The following is a 14,505-nucleotide window of genomic DNA, read 5'->3' on the forward strand; positions in this document are numbered from 1 at the left end:
GGCTTATTTGGCATTTCTAAAACAGGTCAATGACCTGACCATTGCGATTTCACCGCATCACAGTGTGGTTAAGTCGGCTGCAGTCGTCTACTGCGAGGGAAACTTCGCGGGGCTCGATGGCAAAACCGCCCACGGCCTAGTGCGCTTCTGTGAGGCCTTTGAAATCAGGGCCATTATTGATAGCCAATCAGCTGGAATTGATGCAGGCCTGCTACTAGACGGCATCAGCAACGGCATACCCATCGTGGCTGATCTAGATGAGGCCCTTGCCTTGCCAGGGCCCCGCGCCAGCACCTTCATCTATGGCATGGCGCCTGCAGATGGCCTCTATGGCAAAGACGATCGCCGGGCTCTGCTGCTGGCCATGGCAGCTGGCCTAAATCTGGTCAGCGGCATGCGCGAATTCCTCAACGACGATAGTGAATTTGCCCAAGCGGCCAAGCGTCATCAAGTGTCAATCAGGGATGTGCGTCGTCCAGCCGCTTTGAAGGATCTTCGCCTGTTCAATGGTTCGATCGCCAAGGCACGCTGCATTCGAATCGCCGTGCTCGGCACCGATGGCGCCATCGGTAAGCGCACCACCGCCACGCTTCTGGTTCAAGCCCTAAACGCCAGCGGTATCCGCGCCGCTTTGGTGAGCACCGGGCAAACCGGCTTGATTCAAGGGGGGCGCTATGGCATTCCCCTTGATGCCATTCCATCGCAGTTTTGCTCAGGGGAGGTGGAGGCCGCAGTGGTGGAGGCCTACTGCACGGAAAAACCTGCGGTGATCGTGATTGAAGGCCAAGGGGCCCTCAGCCATCCCGCCTATCTCTCTTCCAGCTTCATCCTGCGGGGCAGCCAGCCCCAGGCGGTGGTGCTGCAGCACGCGCCGGCACGCCGGCAGCTGAGCGACTTTCCGTTTATGCCGATGCCCAAGCCTGCAAGCGAAATTCGCCTGATCGAATCCTTCGCGCCAACGCGGGTAATCGGCCTAACCCTGAACCACGAGGGCATGAATGACGCCGAGGTAAGTGCGGCCATTGCCCTTTATGCGGCCGAGCTCGCCATTCCTGTTACTGATGCGGTGAGCCGACCTGCCTCTGCTCTGGTGGCAATGGTGCTGCGGGCTTTCCCCGAGTTGTGTACATCAACTGACGGCCAGCTTTGAGCGCACCGCGGCTGGAGATTCATCTCGAGCACCTGCAGCACAACGCCACCACCATGGTGAATCGGCTTGCCCGCCAAGGAATCAAGGTGACCGGGGTGAGCAAGGCAACCCTGGGCCTGCCGGAAATTGTGCGCACCTGGGTGGCGGCAGGGGTGCATTCCATCGGTGAATCGCGAATCGAATCAATCGAATCGCTTAGCCGCTGCGAGCTTGGTGTGCCCCTACTGCTGATTCGCTCGCCGATGCTCAGCCAGGTGGATCGGGTGGTGGCCCATGCGGCGATTAGCTGCAACAGCGAGGCGGTGGTGCTTAAGGCCTTGGCAGCTGCAGCGCATTGCCAGGGGGTGCGCCACGGCGTGCTGCTGATGGTGGAGTTGGGGGATCTGCGCGAGGGAATTCTCGCGGCAGACCTTGAGGCGATGGTGTTACTTACCCTTGCCCTGCCAAACCTGCTGCTGGTGGGCATCGGCACCAATCTGGGCTGTCAAAACGGCGTTGCCCCAGATGAAGCGAATATGGGCGAACTATCGCGTCTGATCGATACCCTGGAAAGGCGTTTTGGCATCAGGCTCGAGTGGTGCTCGGGAGGTAATTCAGCCAATCTTCCCTGGCTGACTGGTGGCGGCGATCCGGGCCGCATCAACCACCTGCGCCTCGGCGAGGCCCTACTGCTGGGGCGAGAGCCCCTCACCCGCACAGCCATACCAGGGCTGTACACAGATGCCATCACCCTGGTGGCAGAGGTGATCGAGTCCAAGCGCAAGCCAAGCCTTGCCTGGGGAACGCGTCACTGCACCAGTTTTGCCGATGGGCCAGTCGCTCCCCAAAAGCAACCAGACCAACCCATGGCCATGCGAGCGCTCCTTGCCCTGGGCGAACAGGATGCCGATCCGGCCGGTCTTAGTGCCCCTGGGATCAGCATCGAGGGCGCCTCCAGCGACCACTTGGTGGTGAGCGGAGCGGCAGAGGCGTTGGCGCTGGGCGATGAGCAGCGCTTCCAGGTCAGCTACAGCAGCCTGCTGCGGGCGATGACATCTCCATTTGTGAGCCGTTGTTTCATCGGAGGACCTGCCTAGGGTTCGCAATTGGTAATGGCCCCTTCATGCAGTCGCCCCTTCGCTCAGCTGGCAGTCCCGATGGTCCTGGAGCAACCCTCAGCCTGATTGCGGCCGTGTTGGTGGGCATCGCGATTCTGCTCAGCCAAACCGTGTTCATCGTGCCGGCCGGCAATGTGGCCGTTGTCACAACCCTGGGCAAGGTCACCGGTACCCCCCGCAGCCCCGGCGCCAACATCAAGGCGCCCCTGGTGCAGAACACTTCGCTGTTTGACGTGCGCACCCAGGTGCGACCGGAGCAGTTTTCGACTCTCACCAAGGATCTCCAGGTGATCCAGGCCACCGCCACGGTGAAATACGCCATGAAGCCCGCAGAAGCTGGGCGGATATACGAAACGATCGCCACCGATGACCAGCAGATCTATCCCCGCGTAATCCAACCATCACTATTGAAGGCACTCAAATCAGTCTTTTCGCAGTACGAGTTGGTGACTATTGCCACCGAATGGAACTCCATTTCGGAGCTGGTGCAGGAGAAGGTGGCGGAGGAGCTGCGCAAATTTGATTACGTGAGCGTGCAAGGTCTCGATCTCACCGGCCTGCAAATTGCCGAGGAATACCGCGCCGCTATCGAACAAAAACAAATTGCCGAGCAGCAGCTTTTGCGTGCCCAGACCGAGGTCTTGATCGCCGAGCAGGAAGCCAAGCGCTACGAAACGCTCAACTCAAGCCTCGATGACCAGGTGCTCTACAAGCTCTTCCTCGACAAGTGGGATGGCCAGACCTCCGTGGTGCCAGCCCTGCCGGGTACGGCTGGGGGGAGCGGCAACTCGGTGATCGTCAACGGACGGCGCTGATGGCGGCTTTAATCAGCCAGTCTTGAGCAACTGCGCAGGCCAGCAATGTCAACTTTCCTAGTTACCGGCAGCAACCGCGGCATCGGCCTCGAGTACTGCAGACAACTACAGGCCCGCGGCGATCAGGTGATCGCCGTCTGCCGCACGCCATCGCCGGAACTGGAGGCGCTGGGGGTGCGCCTCGAGGCGGGGATCGAGCTCACCGCTGAAGAGGATCTTGATGCTCTGGTGCAACGGCTAGCTGGCCAGCCGCTTGATGGGGTGATCCTCAATGCCGGCATCCTCGAAGGCAACCGCCTGGAGAATCTCGACAGCGACAGCCTCAGGCGTCAGTTTGAGGTGAATGCCCTGGCGCCCCTGCGACTCGTGGCCGCCCTGCTGCCGAATCTGCAGCCCGGTTCCAAGCTGGCGCTGATGACAAGCCGCATGGGCTCGATTGACGACAACAGTTCCGGCTCCTCCTACGGCTACCGGATGTCAAAGGTGGCGCTGAACATGGCGGGGCGATCCCTGGCGATCGACCTGCGCCCCCGCGGCATCGCCGTGGCACTGCTGCACCCGGGGCTGGTGCGCACCCGCATGGTCAACTTCAACCCCCAGGGCATCAGCCCCGAGGAGGCGGTGCGGGGCCTGCTGGCCCGCATTGATGCTCTCAGCCTGGAAACCAGCGGAGGCTTCTGGCACGCCAACGGCGAGGTGCTGCCTTGGTAATACCGCTCAACCGCCCAAGCTGACGACGCCGCGCCGGTGAATCTCGCTGGCGTAGTCGGTCCAGACCCCCTGGCCCCAGTAGCGAAAGCAGCTCGTTTCCAGCAGCAGCAGGTGCAGCAGCGCCTGCTGGTAGGGCTGGGTCTGGGTAACTGAGGGATCGGCCGCCACCAGGGGATCGAAGTGCTGGTGAAAGGCGGCGCTGAGGCTGGTCATCGGCTCCAGCACGTTGGCGTAGCCCTCCACCCAGCTCAGGTTGTTGGTCCAGGAGGCACCGGCCATCGAGAAGGAGGGATCATGGGCCTGGAGCTCGGCGATGGCCGCCTCAACATTTGCAGAGTTGGAAGTCTCTCCCAGCTGCTGCCAGAGCTTGTGTTGCTGCACCGCCTGAATCGGCGGGAAATCGCGGGCTGACACCCCAACGGCCTCGAGCATCTCCAGGTATTCAGTTCCGTTGATCGCCACCGTGCCAGCACCACCGCCCTCGGCGGCGATGCGCTGGTGGGCCTGGATGAAGGCCTGGGGGAATTCGTTCATCATCACGCCACCGTTCTCGCCATCGGCGATCTGGGAGACGAGGGCCGGCACGGACTTGCCGCCAAGGGGTATGGGGCCACGCCCCAGGGCTTCGTAGTAAGGCTGCATCTGCCCCACCAGCTTGGTGTCGGAGCCTTGGGTTTTGATCAGCGCCGTGATCGAGGCCACCTCACCGCTGGAGCTGCGTGCCACCAATTGGTTGGGCACCAGCTTCTGCTCCTGGCTAAGGGCGGAACCATCGGGATTCTCAACGCTGTGCTCCTGCACCAGCAGCCAGCGGTAGCCGCACTCCCGCAGGGCCTTGATGAATTCGTAGAGCGTGTCTGGGTGGTTGGGTAGATGCATCTCCGGCGGCGAAAAACCCTTCACCCGCTGCAGGGCCTCATCGCCAAACATGGCCGCAAAGTGATGCTGCCAGGCCAGGATCTGCAGCTTGAGATCCGGGATTGGCGTGGAGGGTGCCACGGCATGGCTCCAAAAGGTGCCGAGCCACTCCACATGGGGTTGAAGGGCAGGATCACAGACCAGCCGCTGCAGGGCATCGAGGATGTCGTGGCGACCCATCTGCTGGAATCCCCACAGCAAATTGCCTGAGTAATCCAGCATGATCCGCGGATTGGCGCCCTCCGCAATCAACTGGGGGATGATGTCGGCCAAACGCCGATAGCAATGGGCGAAGGCTTCAGCGTTGTGGTTGTCACCCTCGCCGGGATGCTCAACCATGTATTGGAGGTGGGAGATCAGCTCTCCATTGGCACCAGCTGGAATCGTGGGCTGGTGCATGTGCAGGGCACAGGCGAAGCCTGAACGAAGCTGCTCTAGCTTGAGATTGGTGGTGGGCAGAAATACAGGCTGCTGCTGCTGCACCAGGGCGAGGATTTCTGCTTCGCGGCCAGCGATGGGCGGCAGGGAGGGATTGCTCACAGGTTTGAGATCGTCAAAGAGTGGCAATGCGCTGGCGAATCAGCGGCACTGATGAACTTGCAAGCTGCTGAGAAAGGATGGTTTGACCGCGCTCCCAAGCAGATCGGCGCGACAAAAGCTCCAAATCATCAAACCAAGCCGACTTGGTCATCTGGCCAACATGTAGGCGTATGTGATAGACATAATCGGAAATAAGTACGCCTGGGGCACTACTTGTAACCGCAATCATCATGCCTACATCTTCACCTTGTGGCAGGCCCATCCAGCCACCGACACGCTTGAGTAGGGCAGCCTGGACAAGCAGGGTTGTTGGCCCCAGGGGAATGCTGTCATGGGGGGATGGCCAGGCTCGCCAAACATCACCCGCTAGGCATGGCCCAGCGGCCACAATGGCAGGATCATTTTTGAGATCGTCAGTGCAATAACCGGCTGCCCACTGGGCCCCTGCCTGGCCATTGATTGCGGCCAGTCGCTTGTCGATGGAATGGGGGTAAAGCCAGTCGTCGTCGTCGGCACTGGTGATCCACTCCCCCCGAGCAACAAGCAGGCCAAGATTGCGCGCTGCCGCCTGACCAATCGGCCGGGCAGAAGCAATCACTGTGGCGTTGGCGGCAAGCTCGGCAGGCAGGGATTCGAGGTCGTTGCCATCAACGACAATCACATGTTCAATACTGCAATTATTTTCGTTCAGGCTACGATTAAGCTTGCTCAGCATAGGCAATCGATCAGGCAAAAGCCTGGTCGGAGTAATGACGCTAACGGTCGTCAAATTAGTTGAATTATTGCGAGCTCATCCATCCTAGTCGACCCTGGAGACCCCAAGCCCTTTGCTCGATGATCAAATAGGCAAAATCCGAATGATTTGACCACGAAAACTGATCAAATCAAACTTTCTAAAACTTGAGCGCAAAGGCGCCCAGCACGGATGTCGCCCTGGACCTTTGCGCACCACCAGGCCTGCGGCATCCTGGGTTGAGCCCCTGATCTACCCGCGGTGGACACTGCCCAGCTGCGCGCCTTGTTCAACAAGCCCTACGGCGCCCCCGGCCCGAGCGAGGCGCAATGGCGGCAGGTTTACGCCGAGGACGTGCACTTCAGCGATCCCACCCAAGAGAGAGAAGGCATTTCGGCCTACATCAAAGCCCAGGAGGGCCTGCTGAAACGCTGTGACGACACCTACCTCACCCCTGGCGCGATTGCGATCGAAGCCAATTCGGCCTTCGTGGAGTGGGAGATGGGTCTGAAGATCAAGGGCATTGAGTTTGTGTATCCAGGCACCTCCCGGCTGCTTTTCAACAGCGAGGGCAAAATCTGCGACCACCGCGACTACTTCGACTTCGTGGGCCCCACCTTCGGACCGGTGCCTGTGCTCGGCGGCTTTGTGCGCTGGCTTTACAAGCGCTTTGTGGGCTGAGGCAGCTGCAGGAGCCGTGATGCGCCCTTTCTCCACACTCGCTCTGCTCGCCCTGGCTACGGGGCTGTTCGGCTGCGGCACCAACAAGCAACCCAAACCAGGACCGGTCGCCGGTACCGGTCCCATCCGGATCGAGCTCGACCCAAAGGATCCCTCCAGGAGCTTCGGGGTGCTGCCACGGGGCGAGGACCGCACCATTTTTAAAGTGGGCTTCGGCCGCAACGGCATCACCTGCGCCGGCAGCCGCTTCCAGGAGGGCTACACACCCCTGGGCCGCTTCCGGGTGAATGCCATCCTCAGCGGCAACACCTTCGTGATGGATCCCGCCCTGATCGCCAAGTCGGGCAAGAGCGAGGCCGAGCTGCGCAAAACCCTTTTTGGCAACATGAACGCCATCGACTTCGACGGCGATGGCGAAAACGGCGAATACGGCAACGGCTACGTAAGCCTGGAGCCTGTGGACAGCGTCAAGCAGCCCTTCGCTTTCAACACCTACGACGGCAAGTTTCGCTGGTACAGCTTCGCCATTCACGGCAGCAACAACGACAAACGCATCGGCCAGAAGGTGACCGGCGGCTGCGTGAACGTGGCCGAACCAGATTTGAAGCTCCTACTCTCAGCCGTGAAGCTCGGCGATGAGGTGGTGATCAACGCCGCTGGCGGCAAGTGTGTTTAAGACGAACAGCTGTAGTGCGACACCCCACCAGCATTGAAGAACTCCCTGGGCTTGAGGCGGTCGTAGGTCGCCGCCAGCTCTGCTGAGGGCGCTTCGTAGGGATTGCTGAACACCGCTTGCAGCTCCTGAATCAGGCTGGTGTCTCCCTGCTCCGCCTGTTGATAGGCCGGTGCAATCAGCCACTCGCGCCAGGTGATGGCGGGGTTGCAGCGTTTCATGGCTGCGGAGGTCTCGAACAGGTCGCCAATCTGGGCACGCCAACGCTCCAGCCAGCCGCTCCATGCCGCGTCATGGGCTTCCGAACTCGGCTCATAGAAGCTCTGCTTCAGGGCTGAGAGGTGCTCGGGGGTGGTGACAGGAATCTCCGACAACCTTCGGAAGAAGATCGTGTAATCCGCCTGGGAGCGCAGCATCAGCTCCAGCAGCTCGTTCACCAGGGGAGCATCAGGGGCAGCCAGGCCCAGCTTGCGGGCCCACATCGCCTCGAGCTCCTGGTTCATCGCGCCGGCAAAGCCGTCACGGATGGAATCCAGCTGGGCCAGGGCCTCGCTGTTATCAGCCAGCAGGGGCCGCAGGGCCGACCAGAACATCTGGTAGTTGGCTCCGGCGGCCACGGGCTGGTTGAAGAAGCTGAAGTGCTCGCCGCCACCGGTCCAGGGCTGGAAGCCGGGATCGAACCGTTCGCAGAAACCGAACGGGCCGTAGTCGAGGGTGTAGCCACCGGCAGCGCAGTTATCGCTGTTGAAATTGCCCTGGCAAAACCCCACCCGCATCCATTGGGACACCAAGACAATCAGCCGCGTGCGAAACAGGCCGGCCAGCTCCAGCACCTGGTCGCTGAAGGGCAGGCTCGGATCGATCTCCGGCCGGTAGTTGCGCTCAATCAGGTGGGCCACGATCAGGCGCAGCTCGTTTAGCGCCTCCGGATGGGCCTGGCGGCGCACGCGGCGGGCAAACAGCTCCAGCTGCCCCACCCGCAGAAACGACGGCGCCACGCGGGTTGTGATCGCCGCTGGATTGTCGACCAGCACGTCGGGATCAAAGGAGGTGGACCCCAGCGCGTACCAGGGCCGGCGCACGGTTTCAGCGCCAGACCCATAGAGGGTCAAGGAGCGGGAGGTGGGAACGCCCAGGGCGTGCATGAACTCCTGGGCCAGAAATTCGCGCACGCTGGAGCGCAGCACGGCCCGACCATCGGCACCGCGGCAGTAGGGCGTGGGGCCACCGCCCTTGAGCTGCAGCTCCCAGCGCTGGCCGTTGAACACGCCTTCAAACACGGAAATGGCCCGGCCATCGCCGTAGCCATTGCCGGTGCCAAACGGACACTGCTGGATGTATTCAGCGCCGTAGATGGAGAGGGCGTAGCCGGTAGCCCAGCCGTAGGGGCGCATGGGCTGCCGCGCCACGCTGATGTCGCCGGAAAACAGCCGCAGGAAGGCCTCGTCGTGAGCCATGTCGTCGCTCAGGCCCAGCTCCTGGAACAGGCTGTGGCTGTGCGCCAGGTAGGCAGGTACTGGCAGGGGCGTGGGTGTGACCGGCACGTAATGGCCTGAGAACACCTGACGAGGGCGATGATCGTGGCCATCCAGCGTGGCCTGGGGATCCGGTTGCAGCGACTCCAGCAGCGAATAATCAGCCCGTTGCGCGAACTCAGCGAAGGATGTGATCGGAGTGGTGCTCACGGGGCTCGGGGGTTCTGGCCGGCAGGGATCAGTGGAGGCTAGGGATGGAGGCCTCAGCTTGAGCGATTGGGCGTCCCATGGATCAGACGACAAACCCAAGGATTTGCCCAACAACCGCCAACACCTCCTCCAGCTGGGAGTCCTGCAGTCGCCCAATCGGATGGGGACGAGCGCCCCTGGCGCGCCAGTCGAAGGATTTGAGTTGCTGGCACAGCACATAGCTGTGGGAGTCGGGCCGATCGGGGATGGGGCCAAGGTCCACAGAAAGGGTGGAACCACGGTTGTAGGGCGCTGAAGTCATGGCGCAGCCCACCACTAAGCCCACCTTGGTGTGGAAGGAAGCTGTGGACAAGACGGCAAAGGGATGGTGATCCTTCATCTCCCGACCAGCCTGGGGGTTGTGGTCGATCCAGATCACGTAGCCGCGATCGGGCACCCAGCCCTGAACCACTTGGCGGGGACTCACTCGGTGACCTCAACACCGAGCGGATGGAAGGCCATTGCTTCGGTGGGTTCGCCAGCCATGGGCTCGTACGCTGCGAGCCGCTCTGCCAGAGACAGGCGTCGCTGCACGGGCCTGATCATCACGCCTCCCTCCACAACGGAGAGTTCCACGGCCTGATCCTCCTGCAGCTGAGCCTCCCGGGCGATGGATGCGGGCAAGCGGATACCGAGGCTGTTGCCCCAGCGGCGCAGGGCCTGCCGGGAAGGGGTGGCGGCCATGAGAATCAGACGTATAAACAAAAGGATAAACGCCCCAGGCCGATGGGGCTGCACAGCAGCGACATCTACCCGGTGAGCGAGGGGCACACCCTGGCGATCCCGGGTCGTCATAAGGCCGACGGGAAGGCTTGCTCTACGCAAGGGGGGGCTGAAATCAGGCGAGACGCCGGGGCATTCGGTATTTCATGCGCATTGGCTTCTAATCCCCCGGCGAACAGGTGATGACAAATCCCCCCGTGGAGGCGTTCGGTGGGTTATCAAAGGCAATCAGCCCTACTGAGCCGTGGCCACCAAGACGCCAACGCGCAAGAAGCTCGATCGGACTGCGGTCTTAACAAGGATCGAAGAGATACTCTCGGCTGGGCCTCCGGATGCCGAAAGCCTGTTGGCGTTTGCAGAGTTAATTAACGGAAAGCCTTTCCCAGAACCAGTTATCACGCTGACCGAGCTCAAAGCATCAGTCTGCAAGGTATTTGGTAGCAAGAACGCTGCTGAGCTGCGCAAATCGAGTGAATTCAACCTTGCGATGGCGGGCCGAACATTTGATCTAAAAACAAAGGCTGATTGGCTCAAGCTCTATCGCGAGTGGGTTGGAGTTCCCCAGAACGAGCGTGCCAAAACGAGCAAAACATCCATTAACGGCATCCATGTTTTAGAAAATTTCAGACCGTGGCATGTGTTCTCGCTTGATCCATCAACAGCCAGCGCCGAAGACATAAAAGAGGCTTTTCGCAGGCTTGCCAAGGAACATCATCCCGATGTTGGCGGCGATCCGCGCGTGATGGAGCGGCTCCAAAAAATGCGTGACTCCCTCCTTGCCTTCCTGTAAAAAAGCAGATGACGACTACATCCAACCGATCACGTGATGCCTTTTCCTTTCAAGAGACAGCAAAAATACTTGGTATCAGCGCGAAGAAGCTCAGCGGCATCTGCCAGTTCTTTGATGCCGATGCTGATGATGAATGGGAGCTAATCGAAGGTGAATTCTTTGAATACGAATCTGGCCAAGCTCGCAGCCGCCGCTTTTACGAAGAAGGCGTGATGGCTATCGCCAAGTATCTGGAGGAAAAAGAAGTTGGAAGCATACTGGCCAAGATTTATGAGTTATTCACCCAGCATCGAGCGCGGGTGACACGCACGCTCGTTAAACGGCGCATCATTCAAGTCACACAAGATCGAAGCTCCATCCAGATTCGAGGTGATCTGGTTTTTCTGGAGCAGCGGTCTGTTGTGAGGGTACTGGGCACCAACGGCAAAGGGATCGCTGGCACCATTACAAGAATTCAAGAAGAAAGTTCTGGACTAGAAGGTGCTGAGGGATTAGAGATAGGTGTGCATTTTGATAGCTTTGAGGGCAAAGACCAGCGGCACTGGAGCCAGCGCGGAATCGTTCGTCTGGCGAAGACAATGAGGGATAAAGGCAGGATCACCAAGGCACGAAAGGCATGGGTTAAAGCAGTGGCCGATGTGGCAGAAGAGTGCTTTGAAGTCCAGCGAAAGCTGCTCGAAAGCCACGAAGCCAGGGTTAAGACAGCGAAGGACAAGGTTCGTCAGAGGGCACTACGCAAAGATGGATATGGCTGTGCCGTCTCCGGCCACAAACCATCTGAATCCGATCAGCATTCAGTTGAACTCGAAGCACATCATCTGTTCGATGCCAGCTCACGCCCCGATTTGGCAGCCTATGAAGAAAACCTTATCGCCATCAGCAGCAGTATTCATCGAAACTTCCACAAGTAGATGGGAGCCAAGCCTTGCGAGCCAAAAGACTTTGTTGACTATCTCTTGGGCAATGAGATGAGCCATTTTGATGGGTCACCTAGTGTCAAAAGGAGGAAGGAGCAGAAGCTCCAAAAGCTAATGAATCGGCTTGAGCTGCTACAGGCCAGATTTGAAGGAAATCACTTACTGTACTAACGGTTGAATCGAGTCGCGCCACGAAGCGGCGTCGGCTTGAATATATTGTTAGCCCGAAATCAAGGCTGCGATCACCACTTTACGATGCCAAGAGTTACCTTGATGCTACCAACAAGTGTTGAGCCTCCATAATCTTTTGCAAGGCGCATCAATGAGTCATGAAAACCTAAGTTTGGGAACTCCGACTCGACTTCTGCTATCGCAGCTCTGCTAATACCCTTACGGAGCATTCCTTTAGAAGCATCGATCCAGTCAGCCTTACGGCAGGCCTCAATGATTGCTCTATGTGGACCCGTGTAGGGAAAAATCTTGTGGTGCCAATGAATGGCGGCGCGAAGCAAATCAGGATCCAAACCAAGCCCCAACTTCTGATTGTCGGAAACTGCTACAGCCTCGGATGGCTCTAGATAGGCTAATTCGTGATCCGTCCAAAGACCGATGTCGTGATAGACAAACGCAGCTTCGACAAGCCTCTCGTGTTCTTTGGCATTGCCTAGAAAATGCATTGCATAAGTGATGGTGCGATACACATGGTTGCGATAGCCGGGAAAATCTCTGCCAATCAACACCTCGTATCGGGCGAATAGATCTTCGACGAAAGGTCTTTCTGTTTTGATCATGATTTCTGGCATGAACAATGGCTCCTTGGTTGATGTAGTTGCTGTCGAGTGTACCGAAGTGAAAGGGGCTAACGCTGCCCCTGAGTGGCAGGCAGGGAGCCTGGGGTGGCGCAGTAGAGGGTTGATGGAGGCCTGTCCACTCGAGGGGCTTGTTCGGAGGGAGCATGGTCAATAAATTAGGCTGTCTTAAATGCGTTGAGGTGCTTTCAGTCCATTCTTTATTTCATACCCGCGAAGCATAATTATGCTAGAACAATAAAGACCTTCTGTTATTATCTTATTTTATCAACTTGGTTCTCTATGTCTGCCAAGGGTAGACAAGCCGCATAAATTCAGGCAATGAGCAATCTCATTATTCGCTGAAGATATCGATAATTCAAGCAAGTGATTACTCTTGTTGCAGGATCCTGCAGCACTGGTCATAATTCTGGAGAGTCCCATCCTCCTATGCCGCTCCAACGTTTTCGGCAGGCCTTGACCATTGGCGCCACCCTGGTCCTAGCCGCCACGCCTGCCGCTTCCTTGGCCTGCTCCCGGGTGACCTGGACCGGCCCAAATCAGCAGGTGATCACAGGACGGTCGATGGATTGGCCCTACGGCTTCAACTCCCACTTCCATGTGATCCCCCGCGGCGAGGCAATCGAGGGTGCCGGCGGCATCAACAGCCTGCGCTTCAACAGCCGCTATGGTGCCGTGCTGGTGAGTGGCAGCACTGAGCCCGGCGGAGCCGTGGATGCGGTGTTCGATGGCATGAACGAGAAAGGACTGGCCGCCAACCTTCTTTACTTGGCCGAGAACGACTTCGGTCTCGCTACTGCTGGGGCAAAACGCCCTCGCCTCTCCTTTGCTGCCTGGACCCTCTATCTGCTCAGCCAATACGCCACAGTGAAGGAGCTAGTGGTGGCTGTGCAACAGGACCGCATCCAGATCGTTCCAGTGCCCTTCGGGCCCGGTGGAAAGGCAAAGGCCACAGTCCATATGGCGGTATCGGATGCTAGCGGTGATTCGGCGGTGATCGAATACCTCAGTGGCAAACCGGTGATTCACCATGGCCGACAGTATCAGGTGATGACGAACAGCCCGGTGTACAGCGAGCAGTTGAAGCTTAATGCCTTCTGGGCTACCAAGGATCGTACTCACGACCTTCCTGGCTCGATCCAGTCACCCGACCGCTTTGTGCGGGGTATGTACTACAACGAGCAGTTGCCGCCCACCACCGATCCACGCCAAGCCCTGGCCGGCGTAATGAGCGTGATGCGCAACATCTCCGTTCCCTGGGGCACCCCCGATCCCGAGCACCCCAACATATCTCCCACTTGGTGGCGCACCCTGCTCGATCAGAAGAACGGCGTTTATTACTTCGATTCAGCCCTCTCCCCACAGATGGTCTGGCTGAATCTGCGCCAAATCGATTTCAGCCCCGGCAGCGGTGTCCGCGCCATCGCTATCGAGAGCAATCCATCCCTTCAGGGCAATCTCAACGCCCAGCTCAAAGTTGCACCCCCGATCTCTTTCCTGGCTCCAAAACCCTAAGCCAGCGGCCCTAAGTTCAACTCACTTCTAACGGCTACTTCTCTCCACGCACCAGTTCCACTGACCATCCTTCGAACGCTTGCCATCACCTGGCCGCAAGAAATGCTCAGCGAAGAAGAAAAGCTTACGGCGGCGGCTCAGGTGGATTGTGGTGTTAGCTGACCAGTGCCTTTACCTGGGGCGCTGGCGCACCTCGAAGCAGGCCATCCACACTTAAATCCTCATCGATATCTGGCCAGTGGATTCCGTAGCCAGCCCCAGCAATCTCCCAGTTGTCACGCTCCTGGGAAGTTGCATGAAGAAGCCGTGGGAACCAAGCCAACGGCACCGAGATAGATCGTCCATCCGCCAAGTCGACGATCAGCCTGTCCTCAGTCAAGGCAACGTCAGTGACCTGCTCACCAGGGTTAGCCATGAAACTCCTCCCATGCCTTCAACAGGCTAGCTCTGTTCAAGCTGACCAGTCGTTCAATCTCTCGCTGCTCCCTGTCGCCAAAGCCAAGGCTCGATGCCAGTGCAACGGGAAAAAGCCAGACTTTGCATGACGCCTTATCTCTGTCAACATGAACATGGGGTGGCTCGTTTGGCTCGTGACTATAGAAGTAGATCCGGTAAGGTCCACTTCTGAGGATTGTGGGCATCCGAAATCGCTACCATCACCATGAGGATACCGACCACGGCCTTCCTGTGCAGCTAACGGCTGCCCCTG

17 protein-coding genes are annotated in these 14,505 nt (G+C 58.9%); 9 read left to right on the top strand and 8 right to left on the bottom strand.

Annotation, left to right across the window (positions count from 1 at the left end; translation table 11 throughout):
* The first annotated feature begins 64 nt into the window (after positions 1-64).
* From KBZ22_RS01170 to KBZ22_RS01185, 4 genes are read left to right on the top strand one after another with little or no spacing between them, the layout of a single operon-like run.
* Positions 65-1,150, top strand: a complete 1,086-nt coding sequence (locus KBZ22_RS01170; RefSeq protein WP_255020709.1) for a DUF1611 domain-containing protein — start codon at positions 65-67, stop codon at positions 1,148-1,150.
* On the top strand, positions 1,147-2,226 hold the full coding sequence (locus tag KBZ22_RS01175) for an alanine/ornithine racemase family PLP-dependent enzyme (protein ID WP_255020710.1): 1,080 nt from the start codon (positions 1,147-1,149) through the stop codon (positions 2,224-2,226). Before KBZ22_RS01170 ends, KBZ22_RS01175 begins: the two co-directional genes overlap by 4 nt.
* 26 nt (positions 2,227-2,252) lie before the next feature.
* The gene (locus KBZ22_RS01180) at positions 2,253-3,062 is read left to right on the top strand and encodes a prohibitin family protein (RefSeq protein ID WP_106501758.1); all 810 of its coding nucleotides are present in this window, start codon (positions 2,253-2,255) and stop codon (positions 3,060-3,062) included.
* 45 nt (positions 3,063-3,107) lie between these two features.
* Positions 3,108-3,773: an SDR family oxidoreductase gene (locus KBZ22_RS01185; RefSeq protein WP_255020711.1), complete on the top strand. Its 666-nt coding sequence runs from the start codon at positions 3,108-3,110 to the stop codon at positions 3,771-3,773.
* 6 nt (positions 3,774-3,779) lie between these two features.
* Here KBZ22_RS01185 and KBZ22_RS01190 read toward each other — a convergent pair whose 3' ends face one another.
* Complete coding sequence (locus tag KBZ22_RS01190) at positions 3,780-5,231, bottom strand: glycosyl hydrolase family 57 (RefSeq protein WP_255020712.1); 1,452 nt, start codon at positions 5,229-5,231, stop codon at positions 3,780-3,782.
* 13 nt (positions 5,232-5,244) lie between these two features.
* Positions 5,245-6,000, bottom strand: coding sequence for a glycosyltransferase (locus KBZ22_RS01195; RefSeq protein ID WP_255020713.1), 756 nt, complete (start codon positions 5,998-6,000; stop codon positions 5,245-5,247).
* Positions 6,001-6,225: 225 nt separating this feature from the next.
* Between KBZ22_RS01195 and KBZ22_RS01200 the strand changes: the two genes are divergently transcribed.
* Positions 6,226-6,645: a nuclear transport factor 2 family protein gene (locus tag KBZ22_RS01200; protein WP_255020714.1), complete on the top strand. Its 420-nt coding sequence runs from the start codon at positions 6,226-6,228 to the stop codon at positions 6,643-6,645.
* Between the two features lie 19 nt (positions 6,646-6,664).
* Positions 6,665-7,321, top strand: a complete 657-nt coding sequence (locus tag KBZ22_RS01205) for a L,D-transpeptidase (protein ID WP_255020715.1) — start codon at positions 6,665-6,667, stop codon at positions 7,319-7,321.
* Here KBZ22_RS01205 and KBZ22_RS01210 read toward each other — a convergent pair.
* The 3 genes from KBZ22_RS01210 to KBZ22_RS01220 form a co-directional block, all read right to left on the bottom strand.
* The gene (locus KBZ22_RS01210) at positions 7,318-9,003 is read right to left on the bottom strand and encodes a protein adenylyltransferase SelO family protein (RefSeq protein ID WP_255020716.1); all 1,686 of its coding nucleotides are present in this window, start codon (positions 9,001-9,003) and stop codon (positions 7,318-7,320) included. The genes KBZ22_RS01205 and KBZ22_RS01210 overlap by 4 nt on opposite strands.
* An 82-nt stretch (positions 9,004-9,085) precedes the next feature.
* The gene (locus tag KBZ22_RS01215) at positions 9,086-9,469 is read right to left on the bottom strand and encodes a type II toxin-antitoxin system PemK/MazF family toxin (protein WP_255020717.1); all 384 of its coding nucleotides are present in this window, start codon (positions 9,467-9,469) and stop codon (positions 9,086-9,088) included.
* Positions 9,466-9,726, bottom strand: a complete 261-nt coding sequence (locus KBZ22_RS01220; RefSeq protein WP_255020718.1) for an AbrB/MazE/SpoVT family DNA-binding domain-containing protein — start codon at positions 9,724-9,726, stop codon at positions 9,466-9,468. Before KBZ22_RS01220 ends, KBZ22_RS01215 begins: the two co-directional genes overlap by 4 nt.
* Positions 9,727-10,009: 283 nt before the next feature.
* On the opposite strand from KBZ22_RS01220, the gene KBZ22_RS14325 reads away from it, so the two are divergent.
* Both KBZ22_RS14325 and KBZ22_RS01230 read left to right on the top strand, forming a co-directional pair.
* The gene (locus KBZ22_RS14325) at positions 10,010-10,555 is read left to right on the top strand and encodes a DnaJ domain-containing protein (protein ID WP_255020719.1); all 546 of its coding nucleotides are present in this window, start codon (positions 10,010-10,012) and stop codon (positions 10,553-10,555) included.
* Positions 10,556-10,563: 8 nt separating this feature from the next.
* The gene (locus KBZ22_RS01230; RefSeq protein WP_255020720.1) at positions 10,564-11,466 is read left to right on the top strand and encodes a hypothetical protein; all 903 of its coding nucleotides are present in this window, start codon (positions 10,564-10,566) and stop codon (positions 11,464-11,466) included.
* Positions 11,467-11,714: 248 nt separating this feature from the next.
* Here the strand turns inward: KBZ22_RS01230 and KBZ22_RS01235 are convergent, their stop codons facing one another.
* A complete protein-coding gene (locus tag KBZ22_RS01235) occupies positions 11,715-12,263 on the bottom strand; it encodes a hypothetical protein (protein WP_255020721.1) in 549 nt (182 codons plus the stop codon).
* A 474-nt stretch (positions 12,264-12,737) separates the two neighbouring features.
* Between KBZ22_RS01235 and KBZ22_RS01240 the strand changes: the two genes are divergently transcribed.
* Positions 12,738-13,796: a linear amide C-N hydrolase gene (locus KBZ22_RS01240; RefSeq protein ID WP_255020722.1), complete on the top strand. Its 1,059-nt coding sequence runs from the start codon at positions 12,738-12,740 to the stop codon at positions 13,794-13,796.
* A gap of 154 nt (positions 13,797-13,950) precedes the next feature.
* Here KBZ22_RS01240 and KBZ22_RS01245 read toward each other — a convergent pair whose 3' ends face one another.
* Together KBZ22_RS01245 and KBZ22_RS01250 are read right to left on the bottom strand one after the other, a co-directional pair.
* Positions 13,951-14,211 carry a DUF2442 domain-containing protein gene (locus tag KBZ22_RS01245; protein WP_254999336.1) on the bottom strand — a complete coding sequence of 87 codons (261 nt, stop codon included), beginning with the start codon at positions 14,209-14,211 and terminating at the stop codon, positions 13,951-13,953.
* A complete protein-coding gene (locus KBZ22_RS01250; RefSeq protein WP_255020723.1) occupies positions 14,204-14,437 on the bottom strand; it encodes a DUF4160 domain-containing protein in 234 nt (77 codons plus the stop codon). The genes KBZ22_RS01245 and KBZ22_RS01250 overlap by 8 nt, the downstream gene beginning before the upstream one ends.
* Positions 14,438-14,505: the final 68 nt, after the last annotated feature.

Source organism: Cyanobium sp. L1E-Cus, assembly GCF_024345755.1.
GTDB classification, from domain to species: Bacteria; Cyanobacteriota; Cyanobacteriia; order PCC-6307; family Cyanobiaceae; genus Cyanobium_A; species Cyanobium_A usitatum.